This window comes from Pelomonas lactea, from assembly GCF_043555885.1.
Classification (GTDB): domain Bacteria; phylum Pseudomonadota; class Gammaproteobacteria; order Burkholderiales; family Burkholderiaceae_C; genus Pelomonas; species Pelomonas lactea.
Genome location: NZ_JBIGHX010000010.1, coordinates 202,612 through 227,714, shown reverse-complemented (window position 1 = coordinate 227,714; position 25,103 = coordinate 202,612). Strand labels below are relative to the sequence as shown.

Annotated in this window: 24 protein-coding genes; 11 read left to right on the top strand and 13 right to left on the bottom strand. The window is 71.0% G+C overall.

What is annotated here, in order from left to right; genetic code table 11:
* Window positions 1–10 precede the first annotated feature (10 nt).
* The 7 genes from ACG04Q_RS23470 to ACG04Q_RS23440 form a co-directional block, all read right to left on the bottom strand.
* Window positions 11–421, bottom strand: a complete 411-nt coding sequence (locus ACG04Q_RS23470) for a hypothetical protein (protein ID WP_394513975.1) — start codon at window positions 419–421, stop codon at window positions 11–13.
* Complete coding sequence (locus tag ACG04Q_RS23465) at window positions 418–1,881, bottom strand: sensor histidine kinase (RefSeq protein WP_394513974.1); 1,464 nt, start codon at window positions 1,879–1,881, stop codon at window positions 418–420. The genes ACG04Q_RS23470 and ACG04Q_RS23465 overlap by 4 nt, the downstream gene beginning before the upstream one ends.
* A gap of 480 nt (window positions 1,882–2,361) precedes the next feature.
* The gene (locus ACG04Q_RS23460; RefSeq protein WP_394513973.1) at window positions 2,362–2,928 is read right to left on the bottom strand and encodes a YceI family protein; all 567 of its coding nucleotides are present in this window, start codon (window positions 2,926–2,928) and stop codon (window positions 2,362–2,364) included.
* Window positions 2,929–2,975: 47 nt separating this feature from the next.
* Window positions 2,976–3,509, bottom strand: a complete 534-nt coding sequence (locus ACG04Q_RS23455; RefSeq protein WP_394513972.1) for a YceI family protein — start codon at window positions 3,507–3,509, stop codon at window positions 2,976–2,978.
* Window positions 3,510–3,522: 13 nt separating this feature from the next.
* A complete protein-coding gene (locus ACG04Q_RS23450; RefSeq protein WP_394514059.1) occupies window positions 3,523–4,059 on the bottom strand; it encodes a cytochrome b in 537 nt (178 codons plus the stop codon).
* A gap of 108 nt (window positions 4,060–4,167) precedes the next feature.
* Window positions 4,168–5,073 (bottom strand): DMT family transporter, encoded by a 906-nt coding sequence (locus ACG04Q_RS23445; protein WP_394513971.1) that lies wholly within the window; start codon window positions 5,071–5,073, stop codon window positions 4,168–4,170.
* Window positions 5,074–5,136: 63 nt separating this feature from the next.
* On the bottom strand, window positions 5,137–8,679 hold the full coding sequence (locus ACG04Q_RS23440; RefSeq protein ID WP_394513970.1) for an indolepyruvate ferredoxin oxidoreductase family protein: 3,543 nt from the start codon (window positions 8,677–8,679) through the stop codon (window positions 5,137–5,139).
* A gap of 215 nt (window positions 8,680–8,894) precedes the next feature.
* Here ACG04Q_RS23440 and ACG04Q_RS23435 point away from each other — a divergent pair, with 215 nt between their 5' ends.
* The 5 genes from ACG04Q_RS23435 to ACG04Q_RS23415 all read left to right on the top strand — a co-directional run bounded on the left by ACG04Q_RS23435 (window position 8,895) and on the right by ACG04Q_RS23415 (window position 13,419).
* Window positions 8,895–9,377, top strand: coding sequence for an Lrp/AsnC family transcriptional regulator (locus ACG04Q_RS23435; protein ID WP_394513969.1), 483 nt, complete (start codon window positions 8,895–8,897; stop codon window positions 9,375–9,377).
* An 80-nt stretch (window positions 9,378–9,457) separates the two neighbouring features.
* On the top strand, window positions 9,458–10,537 hold the full coding sequence (locus tag ACG04Q_RS23430) for a GGDEF domain-containing protein (protein WP_394513967.1): 1,080 nt from the start codon (window positions 9,458–9,460) through the stop codon (window positions 10,535–10,537).
* 96 nt (window positions 10,538–10,633) lie between these two features.
* The gene (locus ACG04Q_RS23425; RefSeq protein WP_394513965.1) at window positions 10,634–11,746 is read left to right on the top strand and encodes a diguanylate cyclase; all 1,113 of its coding nucleotides are present in this window, start codon (window positions 10,634–10,636) and stop codon (window positions 11,744–11,746) included.
* Between the two features lie 136 nt (window positions 11,747–11,882).
* Window positions 11,883–12,788 carry an EamA family transporter gene (locus tag ACG04Q_RS23420; RefSeq protein ID WP_394513964.1) on the top strand — a complete coding sequence of 302 codons (906 nt, stop codon included), beginning with the start codon at window positions 11,883–11,885 and terminating at the stop codon, window positions 12,786–12,788.
* Window positions 12,789–12,798: 10 nt separating this feature from the next.
* On the top strand, window positions 12,799–13,419 hold the full coding sequence (locus ACG04Q_RS23415; RefSeq protein ID WP_394513963.1) for a hypothetical protein: 621 nt from the start codon (window positions 12,799–12,801) through the stop codon (window positions 13,417–13,419).
* Here the strand turns inward: ACG04Q_RS23415 and ACG04Q_RS23410 are convergent.
* Window positions 13,410–14,204 (bottom strand): isocitrate lyase/PEP mutase family protein, encoded by a 795-nt coding sequence (locus ACG04Q_RS23410; RefSeq protein ID WP_394513961.1) that lies wholly within the window; start codon window positions 14,202–14,204, stop codon window positions 13,410–13,412. The two genes, ACG04Q_RS23415 and ACG04Q_RS23410, sit on opposite strands and share 10 nt — an antisense overlap.
* A gap of 145 nt (window positions 14,205–14,349) precedes the next feature.
* Between ACG04Q_RS23410 and ACG04Q_RS23405 the strand changes: the two genes are divergently transcribed.
* The 5 genes from ACG04Q_RS23405 to ACG04Q_RS23385 all read left to right on the top strand — a co-directional run bounded on the left by ACG04Q_RS23405 (window position 14,350) and on the right by ACG04Q_RS23385 (window position 22,243).
* Window positions 14,350–17,628: a hypothetical protein gene (locus ACG04Q_RS23405; protein WP_394513960.1), complete on the top strand. Its 3,279-nt coding sequence runs from the start codon at window positions 14,350–14,352 to the stop codon at window positions 17,626–17,628.
* 95 nt (window positions 17,629–17,723) lie between these two features.
* Entirely contained in the window at window positions 17,724–18,092 is a 369-nt protein-coding gene (locus tag ACG04Q_RS23400) for a methylglyoxal synthase (RefSeq protein ID WP_394513959.1), read from the top strand.
* A gap of 25 nt (window positions 18,093–18,117) precedes the next feature.
* The gene (locus ACG04Q_RS23395; RefSeq protein WP_394513957.1) at window positions 18,118–20,229 is read left to right on the top strand and encodes a putative bifunctional diguanylate cyclase/phosphodiesterase; all 2,112 of its coding nucleotides are present in this window, start codon (window positions 18,118–18,120) and stop codon (window positions 20,227–20,229) included.
* 57 nt (window positions 20,230–20,286) lie between these two features.
* On the top strand, window positions 20,287–20,451 hold the full coding sequence (locus tag ACG04Q_RS23390; RefSeq protein ID WP_268167871.1) for a hypothetical protein: 165 nt from the start codon (window positions 20,287–20,289) through the stop codon (window positions 20,449–20,451).
* Between the two features lie 91 nt (window positions 20,452–20,542).
* Entirely contained in the window at window positions 20,543–22,243 is a 1,701-nt protein-coding gene (locus tag ACG04Q_RS23385; protein ID WP_394513955.1) for an NAD(P)/FAD-dependent oxidoreductase, read from the top strand.
* On the opposite strand, the gene ACG04Q_RS23380 is transcribed toward ACG04Q_RS23385, so the two are convergent.
* Genes ACG04Q_RS23380 through ACG04Q_RS23365 form a run of 4 tightly spaced genes read right to left on the bottom strand, consistent with a single transcriptional unit; the run spans window position 22,240 to window position 23,602 of the window.
* Entirely contained in the window at window positions 22,240–22,704 is a 465-nt protein-coding gene (locus tag ACG04Q_RS23380) for a hypothetical protein (RefSeq protein ID WP_394513954.1), read from the bottom strand. The two genes, ACG04Q_RS23385 and ACG04Q_RS23380, sit on opposite strands and share 4 nt — an antisense overlap.
* On the bottom strand, window positions 22,705–22,926 hold the full coding sequence (locus ACG04Q_RS23375) for a DUF7661 family protein (protein ID WP_394513952.1): 222 nt from the start codon (window positions 22,924–22,926) through the stop codon (window positions 22,705–22,707).
* Window positions 22,927–22,982: 56 nt separating this feature from the next.
* Window positions 22,983–23,351: a c-type cytochrome gene (locus ACG04Q_RS23370; protein ID WP_394513951.1), complete on the bottom strand. Its 369-nt coding sequence runs from the start codon at window positions 23,349–23,351 to the stop codon at window positions 22,983–22,985.
* Window positions 23,348–23,602: a hypothetical protein gene (locus ACG04Q_RS23365; protein ID WP_394513950.1), complete on the bottom strand. Its 255-nt coding sequence runs from the start codon at window positions 23,600–23,602 to the stop codon at window positions 23,348–23,350. The genes ACG04Q_RS23370 and ACG04Q_RS23365 overlap by 4 nt, the downstream gene beginning before the upstream one ends.
* 25 nt (window positions 23,603–23,627) lie before the next feature.
* On the opposite strand from ACG04Q_RS23365, the gene ACG04Q_RS23360 reads away from it, so the two are divergent.
* Window positions 23,628–23,909 (top strand): DUF427 domain-containing protein, encoded by a 282-nt coding sequence (locus ACG04Q_RS23360; RefSeq protein ID WP_394513949.1) that lies wholly within the window; start codon window positions 23,628–23,630, stop codon window positions 23,907–23,909.
* Here the strand turns inward: ACG04Q_RS23360 and mltA are convergent, their stop codons facing one another.
* Window positions 23,910–25,004, bottom strand: a complete 1,095-nt coding sequence (gene mltA, locus ACG04Q_RS23355) for a murein transglycosylase A (RefSeq protein WP_394513948.1) — start codon at window positions 25,002–25,004, stop codon at window positions 23,910–23,912. It abuts the gene before it with no gap.
* Between the last annotated feature and the right edge of the window lie 99 nt (window positions 25,005–25,103).

Here is a 25,103-nt window from a genome sequence, read left to right as displayed (position 1 = left end):
TGCTACTGGTTCAGACAGGTTCGATGCGCGTTGCGGCGGCCGCGGCGTTGGCGCGGCTGCGGTTGCGCAGCACGACGAACAGCAGCAGGCCCAGCAGGATCAGCGGCGAGCCCAGCACGGCACCGGCGCCCAGCAGCGCGGCAAGGATGACCGCCACGACGCCGCCGACGATGAGCAGCGGCAGCGCCACGCCCAGCAGCAGCACCAGCGGCACGACGAACAGGCACACGATGCCGGCGATGAACAGGCCCAGCGACGCGCCCAGCCAGTCGCCCAGGCCGTTGCCGAGGAAGAACTCGCCGTCGTCCAGCACGATGTGCATGTCGGGGCCGTGGTGGTTGAGCAGCGCGAAGCCGCCAATCATGGCCAGCAGGACCATCAGCGCGCTGCCGATGAACAGGATCTTGAACAAGGTCTTCATGCTGCGACTCCTTCGTCGTTGCGGCTGCGGTAAGGCACGGTGATGGTGACCACGGTGCCCGAGGGTTGGTTCTCGGTGACGGTGACGCTGGCCTTGCTGCCGTGCAGCAGTTGCAGCCGTTCGCGGATGTTGGCCAGGCCCACGCCGGTGCCGCTGGTGGCGGCGCGGCCGAAGCCCAGGCCCGTGTCGGCGACCGTGACGGCCAGCTTGCCGTGCAGGATCTCGGCCTTGACCTTCAGCAGGCCGCCCTCGGCCTTGGGCTCCAGGCCGTGCTTGATGGCGTTCTCGACGAGGCCCTGGATCATCATGGGCGGGAACTCGGCGGACATCAGGCCCTCGGGCACGTCGATCTCGGTCTGCAGGCGCTCTTCCATGCGCATCTTCAGGATCTCGAGGTAGGGCCGGATGACGGCCAGCTCGCGGCCCAGGTCGCGCACGGCGCCGCTGGCGTTGGCCTCGCGCATGGTGGGCATGGAGGCCCGCAGCAGCGCGATGAGGTTCTTCTGCATCTTGCTGGCGGTGGGCGGGTCGACCTCGATGAGGTGGTCGATGCTGGCCAGCGTGTTGAACAGGAAGTGCGGCTCCACCTGCGCCTGCATGGCGGCCATGCGGGCCTCGACGACCTGGCGCTTCAGCGCCTCGGCCTCGGCGTTCTCGGTGGCCTGCGCGGCCTTGACCTCGGCCTGGATGCGGCCCTTGTACATGGCCTTGATGACGGCGGAGGCCAGGATCCACAGGATGGCGAAGTCCACCAGCGAGTCGCCCAGGCGCACGACGGTCACGCGCTTGCGGCCCTGTGCGTCCTTGGCCTCCTGGATGGCCTCCTTCAGTGCGGCCTGGGCCTCGGCGGCGGCCTCCTGCGCCTCCTTGACCTCCTGCGCCTGCTCGCGCAGCTGGCCCAGCTGCTCCTTGGCCTGCTCGACGGCGGCGCGGATGTCCTCGGGGCGGGCGCTCTTGGGGAAGTCCAGCGAGATGGACGGCGCCGATGCGGCCGCCTCGGCCGGCGGGGCGATGGGCTCGCCGCTGGCGTCGCGCGCCTCGCTGGCGGCCGACGCCGCCGGGCGCACCGGCTGCAGGCGCACGCCGCGCTCGTCGATCTTGATCTCGTACTTGAGGCCGGTGTCGACGGGCTGGTTGCGGCCCAGGTCCTTCTCGGCGGCCCGGCGGGCGCGCTCGGCGGCCTTCTTCGCGTCGACATCGGCCTTGGCCTGGCGGCGCTGGGCGGCGCCGTAGTCGGGGTCCTCGAACTCCTGGCTGAAGCGCCACGTGAACGGCGGCAGGTTCTTCAGCACGTTGACGCCGATCAGCAGCGCCAGCGACAGCAGTACGAAGCGCTTCCAGCTGATGCCCACCAGCCAGCCGGCGTAGAGGTGGAAGTAGCGCACCACGCTGGCGGAAAAGCGCTGCCAGCGCTCAAGCCAGAGCTTCTGCTGGGGGCTGGGGGTGAAGGAGGGAGTCATGGCCGGGCGGGCCTGTTGGCCCTACGAGGATCAGTGCGAGAGGGTCTGCGCGGGCGCAGGGCTAGGCGCCGCGCCGAAGCCCGGGCTGGTTGCCCGGGCAAGGCGCGCAACGACGCCATGCACCCGCGCAGCCCCTCTCCCGGAGGGTTGTCACTCAAAAGCCCGCGCGCGGCGTTGCAAAGCCTCGCTGGAGATGACCCCAGCTTCGACTTCGCGCCTTGCTCGCGGGCTTTTGAGTGGCAACGCATCTGATCCTCGTAGGGCCAGCAGGCCCGATGTCGTTGGCGCCACTGTACGCAGGGGCTCCGGGAGGCGTGGTGCCCGAGCGACACGCCGGCCAGCACGGATGACGAACTGCATGGGTGCGCGACAGGCCGTCTGGCCCCGCGTGACCGGCCCGTGAAGCCACCGTGAATCCGTCACGCGCAGGCAGCAAAAAGCCCGCCGGAGGGCGGGCTTCTTGGGAGGGGCCGGCAGCGATTACTGCTTGATCGCCTCGACCTGGATCAGCAGGCGCACGCTGTCCGGGATGCCCGGCAGGCCGTAGGACATGCCCCACTGGCTGCGCTGGATGGTGGTCTCGAAGTCGCCGCCGCAGACCTCGCGCTTCAGGCGCGGGTTCTCGTAGCAGCCGAAGCTGCTGGCCGTCAGCGTGACGGGGTTGGTCTTGCCCAGCAGCGTCAGCGTGCCGGCCACGCTCGCCACCTTGTCGCCGTTGAACGTGAACTGCTCGCCGACGAACTTGGCCGTGGGGAACTGCTCGACGGCGAAGAAGTCCTTGCTCTTCAGGTGGCCGTCGAACGGGCCGATGCCGGTGGAGACGGAGGCCATGTCCAGGGTCAGCTCGACCTTGCCGGTCTTGGCCGCCTTGTCCAGCGTGACGGTGCCTTCCTTCTTGTCCCAGCGGCCGCGGTTGCTGCTGACGCCGAAGTGCTTGGCCTCGAAGAACACCTGGGTGTGCGTCGGGTCGATGGCGTAGGTGGCGCTCTGGGCCTGGGCGGCGCCGGCGGCGGCCAGCAGGGCGGTGATCAGCAGGGCGTGTTTCATCGGGAAGGTCTCCGGGGGGTGGGGAAGAACGGGAAGGATGGAACGGCTCACAGGCCGGCGAAGGACAACTTGAACTTGACGACGACGTCGTTGGCGACGACCGAGGTGTCGGCCCATTCGCCGTCACCGATCTTGAAGTCCAGGCGCTTGATGGGCACGGACCCTTGCGCCACGCCGCCCGCCAGCGTGATGGGCACGACGACGTCGCGCACGGCACCCTTGATGGTCAGCTTGCCGGCCACGTCGTACTTGCCCGGGCCGGTGGCCTTGATGCCGGTGGACACGAACGTGGCCTTGCCGTTGCGCTTGGTGTCGAACCAGGGCACCTTGGCCAGCTCGGCGTCGAAGCTGGCGTCGCCCAGCGACACGCTGCCCAGGTCCACCGTGAAGGCGATCTTGCCGGCCTCGGGCTTCTTGGGGTCGAAGTCCAGCTGGGCGTCGAACTTCTTGAACTTGCCGTCGCTGGCAACGCCCATCTGCTTGAACGTGAAGCTGAGGTCGCTCTTGTCGGCCTGCAGCGTGGCGGCCTGCGCCGGCACGAGGGCGGCGGCCAGCAGCAGTGCGGAGAGAAGCTTGGTCATGAGGTGATCCTGTTCAGGGGCGGCGCAGCGACATGCGGGCCAGCAGCCCGTCGCGGTCGACGAAATGGTGTTTGAGGGCGCCGCCGAGATGGGCCAGCACCAGCGCGGCCAGGCCCCAGGCCAGTGCGGCGTGCACTTCTTCCAGCAGCTCGCCCAGGTCGTGGTCCTTGGGCACGAAGTCGGGCAGCGGCAGCACGCCAAACCAGACGATGGGGAAGCCCTTGGCCGAGCTCATGGCCCAGCCGGTCAGCGGCACGGCGAAGAAGGCGGCGTACAGCAGCCAGTGCACGGCATGCGCGGCGCGGGCCTGCCAGGCGGGCATGGGCGGGTCGGCCGGCGGGCGGTGGCTGAGACGCCACAGCAGCCGCAGCGCGGCCAGCGCGAGGATGGTGACGCCAGCCCACTTGTGCCAGTTGTAGAGCTTGACTCGCGTCAGCGAGAACGGCAGGTCGCTCATGTAGACGCCCACGCCGAAGGCGCCGACGATGGCCAGGGCCATCAGCCAGTGCAGCACGATGGCGACAGGGGTGTAGCGGTTGGCTGGGGTCATCATGGGTTCGCAGTGTGTTCCTCGCCAGGGGGGCAGCGGTTCATCGGCCTTGTCGCCAATGTTCAGCGATTTTGAACGCGCCCGCCGGCGCAGGGCTACCCCTTGAGGCTAGGGCCGCCTGGCACTGACAAGGAAGACGCCGCCCAGCACCAGCACCGTGCCGATGACGATCCATGCGCTCATCGGCTCGCCGAGGATGAAGACGCCCATCAGGATGGTGCTCATCGGCCCCACCATGCCCACCTGCGATGACAGCGGCGCACCGATACGGGCGATGGCCAGCATGACCATCAGCACCGGGGCCACCGTGCAGGCCGTCGCGTTCAGCAGCGAGAGCCACATCACCGGCTCGGGCACGGCGAAGGCGGCAACCGGCCGCAGCAGCGCGAACTGGGCGATGCACAGCACGCAGGCCACGCTGCTGGCCAGCCCGGCCAGCCGCAGGGACCCCAGGCGCTGCACGACCTTGCCGGACAGGGCCAAGTAGATGGCGTAGCTCACGGCGCTGGCAAACACCAGCGCCGCCCCCACGGCCGTGCCACGCCCCTCGAAGCTCAGCTCGTGCGCGAACACCGCCACGACCCCTGCGTAGCTGACGGCCAGCGCCACGACCTGCCGCACCTGCAGCCGGTGCTTGAACCACAACACCGAGATCAGCAGCACCAGCGTCGGGTTGAGGTAGAGGATGAGCCGCTCCAGGCTGGCGGAGATGTAGGCCAGGCCGGCGAAGTCCAGGTAGCTGGCGAGGTAGTAGCCGGTGAAACCCAGCGCGGCGATGTCGCGCCAGTCCTGGCGCGTCAGCGCCGGCTTGCCCCGGCCGGCCCACCAGGCCATCGCGAGGAAGAACGGCAGCGCCAGCAGCATGCGCCACATCAGCAATGTCACCGCGTCCACGCCGTGCCGGTACGCCAGCTTGACGATGATGGCCTTGCCGGAGAAGCCGATGGCGCCCAGCACGGCGAGCAGCAGGCCGACCATCAACTGGCGCGGCGCGGGTGAGGGGCGATCAGACATGGGCCCATGCTGCCAGCGGCACAAGGCCGCCGGCTTCCCGCCTGGATGAGGCGCGCTTCGCGCTCAGAGCCTCGCGATCAACGCGTCCCACTTGGCCTTGGCGGCATGCTCGTGGCGCGCCTTCACATGGCCGTAGCCGCGGATCTCCTCCGGCACGCGCGCCAGCTCCACGGCGGTGGGCAGCGACTCGGGGCTCAAACCGGCCAGCGCCTTGTCGATGCCGGCGCGGTAGTCGGCGATCCAGCGGCGCTCCATCTTGCGCTCCTCGGTGTGGCCGAAGACGTCGAAGGCGGTGCCGCGCAGGCCCTTCATCTTGGCCAGCAGCGCGAACGCCGGGCGCACCCAGCCGCCGAACGGGCGCTTCACCAGCTCGCCCTTGGCGTTGGTCTTGGCCAGCAGCGGCGGCGCGAGGTGGTGCACCAGCTTGTAGTCGCCCTCGAACATGCCGGCCACCTTGGCCGTGAACGCCGCGTCGGTGTGCAGGCGCGCCACCTCGTACTCGTCCTTGTAGGCCATCAGCTTGAACAGGTAGCGGGCCACGGCCTCGGTCAGCGTGGTCTTGGCGCCCAGCTTGGCTTCGGCGGCGCGCACCTTGTCGACGAAGGCCTTGTACTCGGCCGCGTAGGCGGCGTTCTGGTAGCCGGTCAGGAAGTCCACGCGCTTGGCAACCATCTCGTCCAGGCTCTGGCGCTTGACGAGCTGGATGACGGCCTGCGCCGCATACAGCGCCTGCACGGCCTTCAGGTCGTGCGCGCAGCGGCGGCCCCATTCGAAGGCGGCCTTGTTGTTGTCGACCTGCACGCCGTTCAACTCGATGGCGCGCATCAGCGCGTCATAGCTCAGCGGAATGCGGCCGCGCTGCCACGCAAAGCCCAGCATCAGCGGGTTGGTGTAGAGCGAGTCGCCCAGCAGCTTGACGGCCACCTCCTCGGCGTCGAACGAGCCGAAGTGGTCCATGCCCACGGCCTTGGCCACGGCCTGCTCGCAGGCGGCGCCGGGGAAGCTCCAGTTGGCGTCGTTCACGAGCGTCGCCGTCGGCGAGCCATGCGTGTTCAGCGCGACGAAGGTGCGGCCCTCACGCATGACGGCCAGCGTCGCCTTGTTGGCCGCCACGATGGCGTCGCACGCGATGACCAGGCGCGCCTCGGCGGTGCCGACCTTGGTGCAGTGGATGGCCTCGGGCGTGTTGGCGATCTGGATGTGGCTCCAGGTCGCGCCGCCCTTCTGGGCCAGGCCGGCGGCGTCCTGCGTGATGACGCCCTTGCCTTCCAGGTGCGCGGCCATGCCCAGCAACTGGCCGATGGTGATGACGCCCGTGCCGCCCACGCCGGCCACGACGATGCCCCAGGCTTCCTCCGCGTTCGGGATGACCGGCAGCGGCAGCACGCCCAGCGCGGTGTCGAACGGGCTCTTGCGGCCTTCCTTCTTGGGCTTCTTCAGCTCGCCGCCCTCGACGGTGACGAAGCTGGGGCAGAAGCCCTTCACGCAGGAGTAGTCCTTGTTGCAGGTGTTCTGGTTGATCTGGCGCTTGCGGCCGAAGTCGGTCTCCAGCGGCTCGATGGACAGGCAGTTGGACTGCACCGAGCAGTCACCGCAGCCCTCGCAGACCAGCTCGTTGATGACGACGCGCTTGGCCGGGTCCACCATCTTGCCGCGCTTGCGGCGGCGGCGCTTCTCGGTGGCGCAGGTCTGGTCGTAGATGATGGCCGTGACGCCCTCGATCTCGCGGAACTGGCGCTGGATGTCATCCAGCTCGTCGCGGTGGTGCACGGTCACACCGGGCGCCAGCGCGACGCCTTCGTACTTGGCCGGGTCGTCGGTGACGATGACCAGCTTCTTCACGCCCTCCGAGATCACGCTGTTCATGATCTGGATGACCGTGTGGCCCTCGGGGCGCTCGCCCACGGTCTGGCCGCCGGTCATCGCGACGGCGTCGTTGTAGAGGATCTTGTAGGTGATGTTCACCCCCGCGGCGATGCTCTGGCGGATGGCCAGGCTGCCGCTGTGGAAGTAGGTGCCGTCACCGAGGTTGCTGAAGATGTGCTTTTCGTTCGTGAACGGCGCCTGGCCCACCCAGGGCACGCCCTCGCCGCCCATCTGCGTGAAGGTGGCCGTGTTGCGGCCGGGCATCCAGGTCACCATGTAATGGCAGCCGATGCCGCCCACGGCGCGCGAGCCCTCGGGCACGCGGGTGCTGGTGTTGTGCGGGCAGCCGGAGCAGAACCACGGCGTGCGGTCGGCGCCGCCGGCGGTCTTTTCCTCGGCCTTCAGCGACGCTTCCTTGGCGTCGATGACGGCCATGCGCGCGTCCAGGCGGGCGACGATGTCGCTGTCCACGCCCAGCTTCTTCAGCCGCTTGGTGATGGCGCGGGCAATGAGGGCCGGCGTCAGGTCGGCCTGCGGGCGCAGCAGCCAGTGGTCGCTGGGGTTGGGCACGCTCCACTCGCCGCCTTCGCCGTCGCCGGCGTCGAACTTGCCGAGCACGTTGGGCCGCACGTCCGAGCGCCAGTTGTAGAGCTCTTCCTTGACCTGGTACTCGATGATCTGGCGCTTCTCCTCGACGACGAGGATCTCCTGCAGGCCCTTGGCGAACTCGCGCGCCACCTGGGCTTCCAGCGGCCACACCACGTTGACCTTGTGCAGCCGGATTCCGATGCGCCGGCAGGTGTCGTCGTCCAGGCCCAGGTCGTGCAGCGCCTGGCGGGTGTCGTTGTAGGCCTTGCCGCTGGTGATGATGCCGAAGCGGTCGTTCGGGCCTTCGATGACGTTGTAGTTCAGGCGGTTGGCGCGGATGTAGGCCAGCGCGGCATACCACTTGAAGTTCATCATCCGCGCTTCCTGCTCCAGCGGCGGGTCGGGCCAGCGGATGTGCAGGCCACCCGGCGGCACGACGAAGTCCTCGGGCAGGATGATGTTGACGCGGTCGGGGTCCACGCTGACCGAGGCCGACGACTCGACGATCTCCTGGATGGTCTTCATGCCCGCCCACAGGCCGGAGAAGCGGCTCATCGCGAACGCATGCAGGCCCATGTCCAGGATGTCCTGCACGCTGCTCGGGAAGAACGTCGGGAAGCCGACCGCCTTGAAGACGTGGTCGCTCTGGTGGGCGGCCGTGGAGCTCTTGGCAATGTGGTCGTCACCCGCGATGGCGATGACGCCGCCATGCTTGCTGGTGCCGGCCATGTTGGCGTGCTTGAACACGTCGATGCAGCGGTCCACGCCCGGGCCCTTGCCGTACCAGAGGCCGAACACGCCGTCGAACTTGGCCTTTTCGGGGAAGAGGTCCAGCTGCTGCGTGCCCCACACGGCGGTGGCGCCGAGTTCCTCGTTCACGCCCGGCTGGAACACGATGTTCTGCTTGGCCAGGTGCTTCTTGGCCTGCCACAGCGCCTGGTCATACGTGCCCAGAGGCGAGCCGCGGTAGCCGCTGATGAAGCCGGCGGTGTTCAGGCCGGCCATCGCGTCGCGCGTGCGCTGCAGCATGGGCAGGCGCACCAGCGCCTGCACGCCGCTCATGAAGGCGCGGCCTGAATCGAGCGCGTATTTGTCATCGAGGGTGACGGTCTGCAGCGCGCGCAGGATGTGTTCGGGCAGCGGGGCGTTCATCGGGTGGGGCTCCTGAGTGGCGACCCGTTCGGCGGACCCTTGTGAGGCGGCCGCGCGGGTCTTTGGCCAGTATGGCCGGACCGGTCAGTGTAGGGAAAGGGGGGCGCCGGTTGCTTTCCAATTTGCGCCCGGCAGCGCCTTCTCTAGCAACATCCTTGCTCAGTCTGAGAAAATTCGTCTAATTCATATCGCAAACACGCCGACAAGGGCAAACCATGAGTTCCGACGCGCTCGACCGGTACCACATCGCCATCCTGGCCGAGCTGCAGCGCGACGCCCGCCAGTCCAACGCCGAGCTCGCCCAGCGCGTGGGCCTGTCGGCGGCGCCCACGTGGCGGCGCGTGAAGTGGCTGGAGGAGCAGGGCTACATCACCGGCTACCGCGCCGAGCTGGACCGCCGCAAGATCGGCCTGGGCGTGCTGGCCTTCGTGCGCGTGGACACCGAGCGCAGCGCGGCCACGGCCACCAAGGCGCTGGAAGACGAGATCCGCCGCCTGCCCGAGGTCATCGCCTGCCACTACATCTCGGGCGCCGGCACCTTCGAGCTGCAGGTCATGGCGACCGACCTGGACGCCTTCTCGCGCTTCTCCATCAACACGCTGCTGAAGCTGCCCAACGTGAAGGACATCCACACCAGCTTCTCGCTGGGCGAGGTCAAGGCCGGCGGCGCGCTGCCGCTGGCGCACCTGGCGGACTGAAGTCAGCCTCGGGGGCTGGCGCACGCATAGACTGGGGCGCTCCGGTGTCCACACCGATGCCACCGCTGTAAAGGCTTCCCATGATCCCGAGCGACACCCCCAAGATGCAGATGCCCAGCCTGCTCAGCAAGCTGGGCAAGATGACGTCCATCCGCGACACCGCGATGCTGGAGCAGAGCCTGCTGAAGACGCTTTGCCCCATGCTGGGCGTGCTGGATTCGTCGCTGTACCGCATCGACGACCTGACCTCCGCCATGCGCGTGCTGCACCACCACCACTCCCGCGTCGTCGAGTCCGACGGCATGGCGCGCCTCGTGGAGCGCAACGAGGAGGTGTTCAACGACGCCAACATCGAGCCCGAAGTCCGTGCGCTGCTGGACAACGTGCGGCTGCTGGGCAAGCCCTGCACGCGCAAGCGCACCCAGGCGCAGGACCTGCTCGTCGCCTACCCGCTGTTTGGCGGCCGCGAGATCTGCGGCTACTTCGTGTTCACCCGCGATCGCGAGGTCACGCTGACCGAGGACGCCATCATCAAGGGCGTGCTGGAGGTCTACGCCAACTACTACGACCTGCTGGACGTCAGCCAGCGCGACCGGCTGACCGGGCTGCTCAACCGCCAGGCGCTGGAGAACAGCTTCGACCGCATCTGGAGCATCCTGTCGCGCAGCGAGCAGCCCAGCGGGGCGCCGGACGGACGGCGTGTCCACGCGCCGTCGTCGCACTGGATCGCCGTCGTCGACGTGGACCACTTCAAGAAGGTCAACGACACCTACGGCCACGTCGTCGGCGACGAGGTGCTGCTGCTGATCTCGCGGCTGATGATGTCGGCGCTGCGCGCGTCGGACCTGCTGTTCCGCTACGGCGGCGAGGAGTTCGTGCTGCTGTTCTCGGCCAAGGACTCGCAGGACGCGATGGCCATCCTGGAGCGCCTGCGGCTGACCGTGGAGCAGCACGTTTTTCCGCAGGTGGGCCGCACCACCATCAGCATCGGGCTCAGCCACGCCGACCCCAACGACCTGCCGCAGGAAGTGCTGGCCTGGGCCGACCGTGCGCTCTACCAGGCCAAGGAGACCGGCCGCAACCGTGTCTGCGACTACCAGGCGCTGGTGAGCCAGGGCGAGGTGGACGCGCCCAGCTACGGCGGTTCCGAGCTGTTCTGACGCGCGGGCGCGGCCCGCCGCGTGAACAAGCACCTGCCGCGCGCGCCGCGCAGGCAGCCCCCGCCCCGCACGCCGCGTTAGGCTAGGGGCATGGCGATGTCGCACCTCCGACGGCTGGGCACACTCTGGCTGGGCACCGACGCCAACCAGCGGTTGCGGCTTCGCCAGACCTCGCTGGCGATGCTGCTCATGGTGGTCAGCGTGTCGGTGCTGCACTTCGCGGTGGAACTGGCCGGCGGCCGGGCCGACGCCCTGCTGTGGGTCTGGTCGGTGTTCTCGCTGGGGGGCATGGTGGCGTTCTACACGGCCATCCGCAGCGGCTGGTCACTGCGCCTGGACGACCCGTCGATGACGCGCGAGCAGATCGCCTTCGCCCTCACCTCCGCGGCACTGGGCTATGCACAGGCCGGGCCGCTGCGCGGCGCCTGCTTCCCGGTGCTCAACCTGATCCTGATGTTCGGCATGTTCCAGCTGCGCGCCAGCCACGCCTACGGGCTGTGCATGTTCGCGCTGGCGCTGTTCGGTGGCGTCATGACGACGATGGCAGTGCGTCAGCCCGCGGCGTACCCGCCGGCGGTGGAGATGGGCCACTTCCTGATGCTGGCCTTCATGCTGCCGGCCGTGGCCGTGCTGACGGCCCGGCTGAGCCGCATCCGGCGCCGCCTGTCGCACCAGCGCGCCGAACTGGCGCGCGCGCTGACGCAGCTGCAGGCCATCGCCACGCGCGATGAACTCACCGGCCTGCCCAACCGCCGCCAGATGCAGGCACTGATGGACCAGGAGCAGCTGCGCTCCGAACGCCACGGCCACGACTTCTGCATCGCCATCATCGACTTCGACCACTTCAAGCACGTCAACGACACCCACGGCCACGCCGCCGGCGACACCGTGCTGCGCGCGTTCGCGCAGGCCGGCCAGGCCGCGCTGCGGGCCAGCGACGTGCTGGCGCGCTGGGGCGGCGAGGAGTTCCTCGTGCTGCTGCCCGAGACGCCGCTGCCACTCGCGGGCGCCGGCATGGAGCGGCTGCGCCAGCAGGTGGCCGCGCTGCGCATCGACATCGGCGCGCCGCAGCCCGTCTCCATCACGGTGTCCATCGGCGTGACCGGCCACCGGCCCGGCGAGCCGCTGGCCGAGGCGCTGGAGCGCGCCGACCGGCTGCTGTACCAGGCCAAGTCCGACGGCCGCGACCGCGTCTGCTCCGATGCATGAGCCGCCCGTCCGGGCCACGTCTTGGACGAGCGGCCCGGGGTGACGGCGACGCACGCGGCTGCGCGCGGCTTGCACATCGCCACCGTGGGCCGGCTTGCGGGCTGCCCGGTGCACGGCCCGCACAATGGCGGGCTACATGACCTCGTCCGCCCTGCTACCCCTGCGCCACCTGCTGCTCGCCATCGCCGTCGTGGCCATCTGGGGCAGCAACTTCGTCGTCATCAAGTACGCGCTGGCCGTCATGCCGCCGATGACGCTGGCGGTGCTGCGCTTCGCGATTGCGTTCATGCCGGCCTGCTTCTTCCTGCCGCGTCCGGCGGTGGCCTGGCGCAACCTGGCCGGCTACGGGCTGTTCGTCGGCATGGGCCAGTTCGGGCTGCTGTACCTGGCCATGCGCAGCGAGATCTCGCCGGGCCTGGCCTCGCTGGTCATCCAGACGCAGGTGTTCTTCACGCTGCTGCTGGCCGTGCGGCTGAGCGGCGAGCGCGTGCAGGCGACCACCTGGCTGGGCCTGGCACTGGCCGTGGCGGGCATCGCCGTCATCGTCGCGCACACCGACGGCAGCACCACGCCGCTGGGCCTGGGGCTGGTGCTGGCCGCCGCCCTCTCATGGGCCTGCGGCAACCTCGTCGGCAAGCGCGCCGGCAGCGTCAACATGCTGGCCTACGTCGTCTGGAGCAGCGCGTTCGCGGTGCCACCGCTGCTGGTGCTGGCGCTGCTGGTGGACGGCCCCGACCGCATCACCACCGCGCTCACGACGGCCGACGCCGGCACCTGGGCCGCCGTGCTGTGGCAGAGCTTCGCGAACACGCTGTTCGGCTACGGCTGCTGGGCCTGGCTGCTGGCCCGCCACCCGGCCGCGCGCATCGTGCCGATGGCGCTGCTGGTGCCCGTGTTCGGCATGGGCGCCGCCGCCATGCTGCTGGGCGAGCCGCTGCCCGGCTGGAAGCTGCTGGCCGCAACGCTGGTCATGGCCGGTCTGGCCATCAATCTGTTCGGGCCGCGGCTTTTGGCGACACGGACCCGGCCAGCGCAGGGCTAAGCTTGCGGGCATGAAACGCCGCGCCCTGCTCCCGCTGATGTTGCTGCCCACGCTGGCAGGCGCCGCGCCGCCGGACGTGCAGCTGCTCGTCGAGCTGCGCTGGGTGGATGCCAACCTGCCCCCGTCGGCCCAGGCCGGCGTGCGCGACGGCGCCACCGTCATCGGCACCGCGGGCACCGTGTCGCCGCGCGGCCCGGGCGTCGTCACGTCCAGCGCGCCGGCGGTGTCGCTGCCGACGCAGCGCCTGCTGGTGCAGAACGGCCAGCGTGCGGATGTGCGGCTGACGACCCGCGAGCCGCTGCAATGGGTGGACGCCGTCGTCGAGCTCGACGGCAACCGCGCCACGCGCCGCATCCACGCCAGCCCGCAGCCGCAGGAGCGCAGCGTCACGCACAGCTTCATGGTGACGCCGACCTGGGCGGGCGGCACGGCGCCAGTGCGCGTGGTGTTCGACGTGCAGGATGGTGACCAGTCCTTCCGCTCCACGCTGGACCTGACGATGGAGCGCTGGCACACCGCCGCACGCCTTGGCGGCACGGCGGCGGCGGCGCCGCGCGGCACCGTCAGCAGCCGCGACGCCGCGGGCCAGCCCGAACGCGAGCTGCAGCTGAGGGTGTCGATTCAGCTCTGAGCGGCGGCCAGCGCGGCGTTGACCTGCGGGTACGGCGCCGCGCCGTCGAACAGCTCGTCGCAGGCACCAGCGCCCAGGAACCCGGCCGCCGCCCGCTGCGCCCGGCCCCAGGCCGCCTCGGCGATGGCGCTGCCGGCGCTGACGCGGCGCACGCCCAGGCGCTGCAGCTCGCGCAGGCCCGGCATCGCGGGCCGCGCCATCACGTTCAGCGGCAGCGGCTGGCCGGCCGCCAGTGCGGCGATGTCCTCCGCCGCCGTCACGCCAGCCGCGAACAGCCCGTCGGCGCCGGCCGCCGCGTAGTCGCGGGCGCGCAGCAGCGTCTCCTCCACCGCGCGGCCCGGCGCCAGGTTCCTCAGCCAGACGTCGCAGCGCGCGTTGATGAACAGGTCCACACCGGCGCGGGCCGCTGCCGCCTTGATGGCATCGACCTTGCGGCACAGCAGCGCTGGCGCGCCGGCACCATCCTCCAGATTGATGCCCACGGCACCGGCGTCGGCCAGGCGCATGACGTTGTCGGCCACGGTGGCCGGGTCGTCGCTGTAGCCGGCCTCGCTGTCGGCCGACAGCGGCACGCGCGCGACGCGGGCGATGCGGCGCAGTGCGGCCGCGTGCTCCTCGATGGGCAGCTGGTTGCCGTCGGCATAGCCCAGCGCCCAGGCCAGCCCGGCGCTGGTGGTGGCGATGGCAGGCACGCCCAGCGCCTGCACGAGCACGGCGCTGCCGGCATCCCAGACGTTGGCAATCTTCAGAAGTTCGGGGCCCTGGTGCAGCTGGCGGAAATTCATGGCGGTCTCGGTGCAGACGTTGCAAAGCCGCCATGCTGCCTGGACTTGCTGCCAGCCCATGGCAGCGGCGTTACGCGAAGTTGGGGATGACTGCCCGCAGCAGGCTGCCTAGAGTGCCGCGCCACAACCCCTTTGGAGGATGGGCATGCTGGACACCCTGCTTGGCGGCCCGCCGCCCGCGCGCAACCGCTCGGTGGAGGCACTGAGCTGGCTGGCCGCCGGCACGCTGGTGGTGGGGCTGGTGCTGTCGGCGCTGGCGCAGGCGCTGCGGCTGCCGGCCGGCTTCGGCGTGGAGGCCTGGCTGGGCTGGCAGCATGCCGACACGCTGGAGGCCGCCGCCTGCTTCTGGGGCAAAGGGCTGTCGCGCCTGCCGGCCGCGGCCGCCTACCTGCTCATCGACACCGCCGTCTTCATGCCGCTGTACGGGCTGACGCTGCTGTGGGCGCTGCGCCAGGTGCGCGACACGCTGGAGGCCCGGCCCCGCGTGGTGCGCTGGGTCTACCGCATCGGCGCGCTCAGCGTGCTGCTGCTGTGGGTGGCCGACTTCATCGAGAACACCGGCGGCCTGGCGAGGCTGGGCGTGGCCAGCGCCTGGGGGCTGGTGCCGCTGGCGCTGGCCGCGCCGGGCTTCTGGCTGCTGCGGCGCTGGGCCGCCGCGCCGCAGCGGCGCACGGGCCTCCACGCGCTGGTCTGGCTGGCGCTCTCGACGGCACTGATGGCGGCGGCTGCGCTGGCGCTGGCCGGCACGGCGCCCACCGCGGCGCAGCTGGCGTGGATTGCCGACAGCCATTGGTTCAGCGGCTGGGCCCACGCCGCCAAGGGCGGCCTGCTGGGGGCCGCGCTGGGGCTGCTGCTGGGCCTGTGGCTGTGCTGGTGGTTCGGGCTGGACCTGGACTCCCGCCCGTCGCCGGGCCCGGTCGCCCGCACGCGCATCGAGGTGCGCTCGGCCTGCCGGCAGGTGGCGCTGGGCGTCATCGGGCGCAGCCGCTACGTGCTGGCCGTGCTGGGGCTGTTCGCCGCCTTCACGCTGGTGCTGGACCAGTGCCGCGACGTGCTGCTGGCGCTGGCCCTGCCCGGCCCCGGCACGTCGGGCGCCTGGTGGTGGCTCGCGGTGCTGGCCAGCGCGCTGGGCCTGGCGCTGCTGTCGCACGCCTGCTGGCTGTGGGCGCGGCTGGTGGGCCGCATCAAGCGCAGCGGCTACGAGGTCTCGGGCCTGGCCGGCGTGGCGACCTGGGCCGGCGAATGGGCGCGCACCTGGGCGCGGCTGCTGATGCTCGCGCCGCTGCTGATGGCCGGCCAGCTGGTCGCCACCGTGGCGGGCGATGCCGTCATCGCCGCCAGCACCAGCGGCAAGCCGGGCGACTTGAACGACGCGCTGCTGCGGCTGGGCGCATTCACGCTCGTCATCGTCGCCCTGGCCTGGTGGCAGATGCGGCTGCGCCAGCTGGGTGCGCTGCTCCGGCCGTCCGACTACTACAACAACGTGCGCGCCGTGCGCCCGCTGCTGCAGGACCCGGCCTATGTGCAGCCCGACCTGGGCGTGGCCGCCACCGCCCACGTGCCCCCGCCGCTGCGCGGCGCCGGCGACGTCATCCACCTGCTGGGCCGGCCGGTCTGGCAGCCGCTCATCGCGCTGGCGCTGCTGGCGGGCGTGCGCGCGGTCATGCTGCTGATGCCCGACGTGACCGGCACCGCACCGCCGGCGCTGGCCGTGCTGGCACTGTCGCTGGTGTGGTGGCTGGGGCCGCTGGGGCTGATCGCGATGTCGGAGCAGCGCGCCGTGTTCCCCTGGGCGCTGGTGCTGCTGGGCGTCGTGGGCATCGTGGGGCTGTGGTCGGACAACCACACGCTGCCGGCGCTGGTCATCGACAACCCCGACTGTGTCGACGCCGCGCTGGCCGACCTGCGCCGCGTCGCGCTGGGCGGCCTGCTGCTGCTGGCGCTGGTGGTCGCCGCCGTCTGGCTGCTGCTGACGCAGCGCTCCGAGGTGCTGCTGGGCTGGCTGGGCCAGCCCGGCGCATCCGCGGACAGCCATCGCCGCGCCGACCGCTGGCGCGTCGGTCTGGGGCTGCTGGCCGCGGGCGTGCTGTGCGCCGGCCTGGCCGGGATGGACCGCTGGGCCCGCAACGTGACGCCGGCCCGCGAGACGGCGGCCGCGCCGCCGCCGCCAGCGCCGCCCGCGGCCGCCGGGCCGCTGCTGCTGGTGGCCAGCGAAGGCGGCGGCGTGCGCGCGGCCTACTGGACGGCCCGCGTGCTGGCCGGCCTGCAGGACGCCGACACCGGCCAGACCTGGATGCCACGCATCGCCGCGCTGAGCGGTGTGTCCGGCGGCTCCATGGGCTTTGCCGTGTGGCGCGCCTGCGCGCGCGGCGACCGCCGCGCCGGCACGATGACCGACTGCGTGCGCAACGGCTTTGCCAACGTCGACGCGCTGTCGCCGCTGCTGGCCGGCCTGCTGTTCGAGGACGTGCTGATGCGCGTGCTGCCCACCGACCGGCTGTGCGACGCCGACACCGGCTGCGGCCTGCGCAGCCGCGCACTGGCCTTCGAGCGTGAGTGGATGCGCGCCTTCCCGCGGCTGGCCGGCCCGCTGGGTATGACACTCCCGGGCGAGCCCGATCTGCTGCTGAACAGCACCGTCGTCGAAAGCGGCAACCGCGCGTTGATGGGCACGCGCCGCTTCGCGCCCGCCGAGCTGCCCGGCGCCGAAGACCTGCTGAGCTCGGGCCGCGTGCCCGCATCGGCGCCGGCGCCATCGGGCGCTTCGGCCCCGCCACGGGAGATGCCCGCGCTCGTCACCGCCGCCCACACGTCGGCGCGCTTCCCGCTGACCAACCCGCTGGCCTCGCTGCCGCGGCCCGCGTCCAGCGCCATCGCCGCGGCGCATCTCGTCGATGGCGGCTACCACGACAACAGCGGCACGGCCACGCTGTCCGACTGGCTGACGCGGCTGCGCAAGAGCCCCGGCGCCGACCGGGACCGCCCCGTGCAGCTGGTGCTCATCCGCAACGGCCAGGTGCGCGCCAGCTGCACGCCGCAGGCGCTGGCCGGCAACGACGGCGAACCGCCGCCGGACTGCCTGGACAGCGGCTCCGACGCGCGCGAGCTCATCCCCTTCCGCGACGTGCAGCGGCTGCGGCTGTATGCCGACCTGTTCGGCCCCGCGCTGACCGCGCTGAACAACCTCGGCACCGGCGCCCACGCCCGCGAGCCCGTGGCCGCGCTGACGGCCCGCGTGCTGCCCGCCGGCACCGAGCCGCCGCCCGACCTGGGCTGCACGCGCGACGCGCCCGTGTGCCTGCTGGACCAGATGCAGGACGCCGCGCTCGTGCCGCTGGGCTGGACGCTGTCGCCCGCCGCGCGCGCCGCGCTGGACGCCCGCGCCACGCAGCTGGTGCAGCAGGTGCACGCTGCGGCGAAGTGAGCGATACCAGGCAGGCGGCCGAACTGCCAAGTTCTTCGCACTGAGCGACGCGGACTGCGTGTAACGTGACTGCTTTTGAACAGCAGCCACGCCCGATGAGACTCGCCTTGATCGCCCACGACGGCAAGAAGGACGCCATGATCGCCCTCGCCGCCGAATTCCTGCCGCTGCTGCGCGGCTGCTCGCTGCTGGCCACCGGCACCACCGGCGCCCGGCTGGCCGAGGCCCACGGCCTGACGGTGGAGCGCATGCTCAGCGGCCCGTGGGGCGGCGACCTGCAGATTGGCGCGCGGCTGGCGGTGGGCGAGCTGGACGGCGTCGTCTTCCTGCGCGACCCCATGACGCCCCAGCCGCACGAACCCGACATCAACGCGCTGGTGCGCGCCTGCGACGTGCACGACGTGCCCTGCGCCACCAACGTGGCCACCGCGCGGCTGCTGCTGCAGCGCTGGAGCCAGGCGTGACGCCACGCGGCCGGAGCGCCCGCCAGTGACCCTGGGTGCACGGCCGCCGACCCGCCTGACGCGGCGGCTGCGCATCCGCACGCGGCTGGGCCTGGCCTTCGGCCTGCTGCTGCTGTTGCTGATGGGGCTGGCGGCGCTGTCGGTGGTGCGCCTGGCCGGGCTGTCCGACGCGCTGAACCAGATCGTCGACGAGCAGGCCGCCATCCGCGACGCCGTCAACGAGATCAACCGCAACGCCGAGGCCGCCGCGCGCAAGCTGCTGGTGCTGATGAGCCCGGACGACGAACTGCGCCTGGCCGCCTACCCCGAGATCACCGCCGCCAACGCGCGGCTGGACGACGCCATGCAGCGCCTGGCGCTGATGCTGCCGCCGGGGCCGCGCAGCGAGCGGCTGGCCGAGGTGCGCCAGAGCCTGGCCGAGTACCGCGCGGCCTACGTCGCCGTGCGCGACCGCATCGAGGTCGACGACTTCCTGGCTGCCCGCGCCCAGCTGGGCGGCGACACCGAGGCGGCGCTGTCGCTGTTCGTCGGCGCCATCTTCCAGCTGGCCGCCAGCGAGGAGCGCACCGGCACGGCCAAGGCCCGCGAGCTGCGCGAGCAGATCGACCGCGACCGCACCGGCGTGCTGGCGCTGTGCGTCGGCGCGCTGCTGGCCGGCGCGCTGCTGGCCGTCAGTGTCACGCGCTCCATCGTGCGGCCGCTCAAGCGCGCCGAGGACGGCGCCGAACTCATCGCGCAGGGCCAGTACGGCCACCGCATCGAGGTGGATTCCGCCGACGAGCTGGGCCACATGGCCACGGCGATGAACACCATGGCCATCGCCGTCGGCGAGCGCGAGGCCGAGCTGCGCCGGCTGGCCGACGTGGACCTGCTGACCGGCCTGCCGCAGCGCGCCCGCTTCATCGCCGACGGCGACCGGCTGCTGGCCGACCTGAAGGACCGCCAGCAGCTGGCCGCGCTGATCTGCCTGGACGTGGACCGGCTCAAGGCCGTCAACGGCGTGCTGGGCTTCGACGCCGGCGATGCGCTGCTGCGCGGCGCGGCCACCAAGCTGGCGTCGCTGTTCGACGACGGCGCCGCCGCCTATGGCCGCCTGGCCGGCGGCACCTTCGCGGCGCTGGCGCCGGTGGCGCGGCTGGAGCACGGCGCCGCACTCGCCGCGCAGCTGCGCGAGGAGGTGGAGCACAAGCTGTCGTGGCAGGGGCAGTCGCTGGACCTGTCCGTGTCGCTGGGCGTGGCCCACTGGCCCGAACACGCCGACGACACCGAGACGCTGCTGCGCCGCGCCGAGCAGGCCATGTTCGAGGCCAAACGGCTGCGCCAGCCGGTGTCCGTCTACAACCCCAGCGCCGAGGCTGCGCGGGCGCTGCACCTGAGCCTGCTGTCCGACCTGCACACCGCCATCCAGCAAGACCAGCTGCGCCAGTACCTGCAGCCCAAGCGCGACCTGGCCAGTGGCCGCATCGTCGGCGCCGAGGCGCTGGTGCGCTGGCAGCACCCGCAGCGCGGCTGGCTGCCACCGGGCGACTTCATCCCGTTCGCCGAGCGCAGCGGCCGCATCCGCCAGATCACCGACTGGATGCTGGCGCGCGCCGTGCGCACGCTGGCCGAGCGCGAAGCGGCCGGCCTGGCGCCGCTGTACATCGCCGTCAACATCTCCACGCTGGACATCCAGGACCAGACGCTGCCCGCGCGCCTGGCCGCACTGCTGGCCGAGTACCGCGTGGACCCCAGCCAGCTGCAGCTGGAGGTGACCGAGACCGGCCTGATGGCCAGCGGCACCGACCCCATCGCCGTGCTGCACGCGCTGAAGAGCTGGGGCGTGCGGCTGGCCATCGACGACTTCGGCACCGGGCAATCCTCGCTGGCCTACCTGCAGCACCTGCCGGTGGACGAGCTGAAGATCGACCGCAGCTTCGTGCAGGACGTGCACACCGACCCGCGCCGCGAGGCGCTGCTGAAATCCATCGTCGGCGTGGGCCAGGGCCTGGGCCTGACGGTGACGGCCGAGGGCGTGGAGAACGCCGCCGAGCTGGCCGTCATCACGCGCTGCGGCTGCGACCTGATCCAGGGCTATCTGCTGGCCAAACCCATGGACCTGCCCGCGCTGGAAGACTGGCTGCGCACAACAGGCTAAAATCCGCGCCTTTCGTTGTTTTGCCCCTGCTGTGGGCTAGTTTCACCGGAGCCATTCATGGGCAACAAGATCGTCACCGAAGCGGACCGCAAGGCCACCCCCCGTCCCGCCGCCCCCAAGGGCGTGACCTACACCGCCGGCCGCGGCCAGCTGCGCAGCCTGGAGCGCGGCGCGCACACCCGCTCGAAGAAGAACCCGGGCAAGCGCCCGCATTCGGGCTGATCCTTCGGGCCGCGCGCCTGGAGATCCCCCACACACAGGCCCTGCGGGGCCTGTTTGTTTTTGTTGTCGGCTAACTCCTGACCCAAACTTCATGATCCGCATCACCGAACTCCGCCTGCCGCTCAACCATGCCGAGGACGCGCTGCGCCCGGCCGTGCTGGCCCGCCTGAAGCTGGCCGACGCCGAGCTGGCCGCCGTCCACGTCTTCCGCCGCGGCTACGACGCGCGCAAGCGCAGCGACATCCAGCTCGTCTACACGCTGGACTGCACGCTGAGCCCGGGCGTCGACGAGGCCGCCGTGCTGGCCCGCTTCGCCGGCGACCACCACATCCGCCCCACGCCGGACACCGGCTACCACTTCCTCGCGCAGGTCGGCGAGTACACCGGCCCGCGGCCGCTGGTCATCGGCTTCGGGCCCTGCGGGCTGTTCGCGGCGCTGATCCTGGCACAGATGGGCCTGCGCCCCATCGTGCTGGAGCGCGGCAAGTCGGTGCGCGAGCGCACGCAGGACACCTGGGGCCTGTGGCGCGAGCAGAAGCTGCACCCCGAGAGCAACGTGCAGTTCGGCGAGGGCGGCGCCGGCACCTTCTCCGACGGCAAGCTCTGGAGCCAGATCAGCGACCCGCGCCACCTCAGCCGCAAGGTGCTGACCGAGTTCGTCAAGGCCGGCGCGCCGGAGGAGATCCTCTACGTCAGCAAGCCGCACATCGGCACCTTCCGCCTCGTCAGCATGATCATCAAGATGCGGGCCGAGATCGAGGCGCTGGGCGGCGAGATCCGCTTCCAGCAGAAGGTGACCGACCTGCAGATCGAGAACGGCGCCGTGCGCGGCGTCACGCTCGAATCCGGCGAGCAGATCGCCGCCACCCACGTCGTCATCGCGCTGGGCCACAGCGCGCGCGACACCTTCCAGATGCTGCATGCGCGCGGCGTGCACATGGAGGCCAAGCCGTTCTCCATCGGCTACCGCATCGAGCATCCGCAGTCGCTGATTGACGCGGCGCGCTTCGGGCCCAGCGCCGGCCATCCCATCCTCGGCGCGGCCGACTACAAGCTGGTGCACCACGCCAAGAACGGCCGCGCCGTCTATAGCTTCTGCATGTGCCCGGGCGGCACCGTCGTGGCCGCGACGAGCGAGGAACACCGCGTCGTCACCAACGGCATGAGCCAGTACTCGCGCAACGAGCGCAACGCGAATGCCGGCATCGTCGTGGGCCTGACGCCCGAGGACTACCGCCAGGACGGCAAGCGCGACGGCAGCCCGGTGAACCCTCTCGACGGCATGGCCTTCCAGCGCCTCTGGGAAAGCCGCGCCTACGAACTGGGCGGCGGCGGCTACCTGGCGCCGGGCTCGCTGGTGGGCGACTTCATCAAGCGCCAGGTCAGCAAGGACTTCGGCGACGTGCTGCCCAGCTACAAGCCCGGCGTGACGCTGACCAACCTGCAGGCCAAGGGCAACGGCTCGCTGCCGACCTACTGCCTGGAAGCCATCCGCGAGGCCCTGCCCGCCTTCGCGCGCCAGATCCGCGGCTTCGACCGGCCGGACGCGGTGCTGACCGGCGTGGAGACGCGCACGTCATCCCCGCTGCGCATCAACCGCGGGCGGGACTACCAGAGCCTCAACGTGCGCGGGCTGTTCCCGGCCGGTGAAGGCGCGGGCTATGCGGGCGGGATCATGTCGGCCGGTGTCGATGGCATCGAGGTGGCCGAGGCGCTGGCGGCGGATTTGTTGGGGCTGCCGGACGCGCCGGTGCTGCAGGGCAAGGGGGCGAAGGCGGGTGGGCAGGTCTAGGCGGCGGTGCCGCCGCCGCCATCAACCACCATCCCTTCCAAAGCGAACCATTCGTTGCGCGCCACACCCTCGCGCGCGAACTCAACCGTGCCGCTGACCGCGACCCTGTAGTGCGGGCCTTCCTGACTGAGCGTTAGTTTTTCGATCTGGTACCAGTTATGGGCACCTCCGAGGTAGATCGACGCCTCGAATTCAGGTGTGCCGCCCATAGCAATTTCGACACCGTCCAGAGCAGATGGATTGGCCAAGCCCAGGTTGATCCACTCAACAACTAGCCCCGTCCTCTCTGGCTGCTCGATGTAATCAAGCCCGGAGTCGAACGGTTCGAACGGAACGTGAATACGGTGAAAGAGCGTGCGGCTTAACCCGACGTGCTCGTTCTCGAACCAATAGTGTTCGATGGTGCCCGGCAAGGGGCGCGCCTTCGCTTGCAGGTCGATGACTTCAATGGGGTCATTCATCTACCGTTGCACCCGAAAGATCCCGCCCTTCCTGTACGCCGCCTGCTCATGGAACAGGTCGAACAGGAACTGCTCCAGTTCGTCGTCCACAACGAACTCCGGGATGACGAACCCGGCTGGCGCGCGCTTGCCATCGTTGCCGACTGCCAGTACCGACCACGTCGCGCCGCGGCGCTCGATGTCGAACAGGCGGCCGAAGACGTTGAAGCGTTGGGTGGGCATCGCGAGCCATCCTCCAAGCGAGTGAAGCGTTCGCCCGAGTCTAGGCGCACGCCCCGTCAGCGCTCCTGCGCCGCCAGATACGCCAGCAGGTCCGCCACCTTCTGCTCGTTGATGCCGACGCCCCAGTAGCGCATCTTGTTGCCAGGCACCGTGCCGCCGGGGTCGCGCAGAAAGGCGGTCAGCGTGGCTTCGTTCCACACCAGGCCGGAGGCCTTCATGCCGGGCGAATAGGCGAAGCCTGGCAGGCTGCCGGCCTTGCGGCCCGCCAGCGCGTTCAGGTGCGGGCCGAAGCCGTGACGGGCCGACGGGCCCACGGCGTGGCAGTTGGCGCAGGACGCGAACAGCCTCCGGCCGGCCACCGGATCGCCCGCGGCGCCGGCCAGCAGCGGCGCGAGCAGCAGCAACGCCACGGCCAGCGCCTTCATGGTGCGTCGCCCTCGGTCGGAGGCAGCAGGTCGATCAGCTCCTTCGCGAACGCGAGCGCCTCCTCGGGCAGCTCGAAGTGCATTTCGTTGTTGAGCTCGACGACGTCGCCGTCCGGCCCCTTGTGCACGACGGACCAGCCGCCCGCGCCGCCATCGACAGCCAGCACGCCGAACTGGCCCGGCGCCAGGTCGCGGGCGCTGCCGCCGGTGATGACGATGTCGCGTCCGAGGTGGGAGTGGTAGCGTTTCATCGAATCCATTTTCAAGGAGACCCGCATGAAGGCAGTCTGGAACGGCATCACCCTGGCCGAGAGTGACGACACGGTCGTCGTCGAAGGCAACCACTACTTCCCGGCCGCGTCGCTGAACACCCAGTACACGACGTTCAGCAACCACGTGAGCCGCTGCGCCTGGAAGGGCGAGGCCAAGTACCTGAGCCTGCTGGTCAACGGCGAGATGAACCCGGACGCGGTCTGGTACTACCCCGACCCGCTGCCCGCCGCGGCCGAGATCAAGGGCCGCTACGCGTTCTGGAAGGGCGTCAAGGTGTCGGAGTAGTCAGGGCCTCATGCCCTCCGGCAGCAGCGCCCACAGCCGCAGCGGCTGCTTGGTGCGGCCGGCCTGCAGCGCGGCGTCGTCGCCCCAGCCCCAGAACAGGTCGGCCCGCACGGCGCCCTGGATGGCGCCGCCGGTGTCCTGCGCCATCACGAGGCGGCGCATGGGCGTGGTGGACAGCGGCTCGGTGCTGTCCAGCCACAGCGGCGTGCCCAGGACGATGAAGGCCTTGTCGACGGCCACCGACCGGCCCGGCGTCAGCGGCACGCCTTGCGCACCGCGAGGGCCCTGGGCCGCGTCGGCCAGCGCCTCCTCGCGGAAGTAGACGACGCGCGGGTTCACCGCCAGCGCGTCGCGCACCTTGGCCGGGTTGCTGCGGGCCCAGTCGCTCAGGCCCTTCCAGCTCGCATCGCGCACCTCGCCGCGCGCCAGCAGCGCCTTGGCGACGGACTCGAACGGCTGGTCGTTGTGCCCCGCAAACGCGACGCGGCTGATGCGCTCGGCGCCGCCGGCGTCGCGCGTGACGAGGCGGCCCGAGCCCTGGATCTGCAGCTGCAGCAGCGCGAACGGGTCGTCCAGCCAGGCCAGCGCCAGCGCGGTAAAGCGCGGGTGGGTGTCGATGTCGCGGCGCGGCAGCCGGCGCAGCGCGGCGTCGGCCGGCAGCGCGTGCAGCGGCCACTGGAAGGCGCCCTGGCGCGTGCGGCTGGCGGCCAACTGCGGCTCGAAGTAGCCGGTCAGCAGGCCGGTGTCGCCGCCCTCGCCTGCCAGCCGCCACGGGCGCAGGTGCTTCATCAGCAGCAGCGTCGCCTCGAAGCCGTCGGCCGGCGACTGCAGCGCGGCGCGGGCACAGAACTCGGCCCAGCCCGGCGCGGGGCGCTGGCAGCCGGCCAGCAGAGCGGGCCAGGCGGCGGGCAGGTCGTCGCTGCCCCAGCCGGGCAGCTCCTGCCAGTCGGCAACCACCCAGCGCGCGGCCGACGGAGCGGCCGGCACCGCCGCCGGCGGGCCCGGCCGCGGCGCGACCGGTGCGGGCGGCTGCGTGGAGCAGGCAGCCAGGCTTCCTAGAATCGCCGCCAGCCCACCACGCGCCCACCACGCCATGCTGCTCCTCGCCCTCGAAGCCCTCGGCGCGCTGCTGATCTTCGTCTTCATCATCTGGTGGACCATGTTCGCCGGCCGCAACAAGGGCGAGCGTCGCGA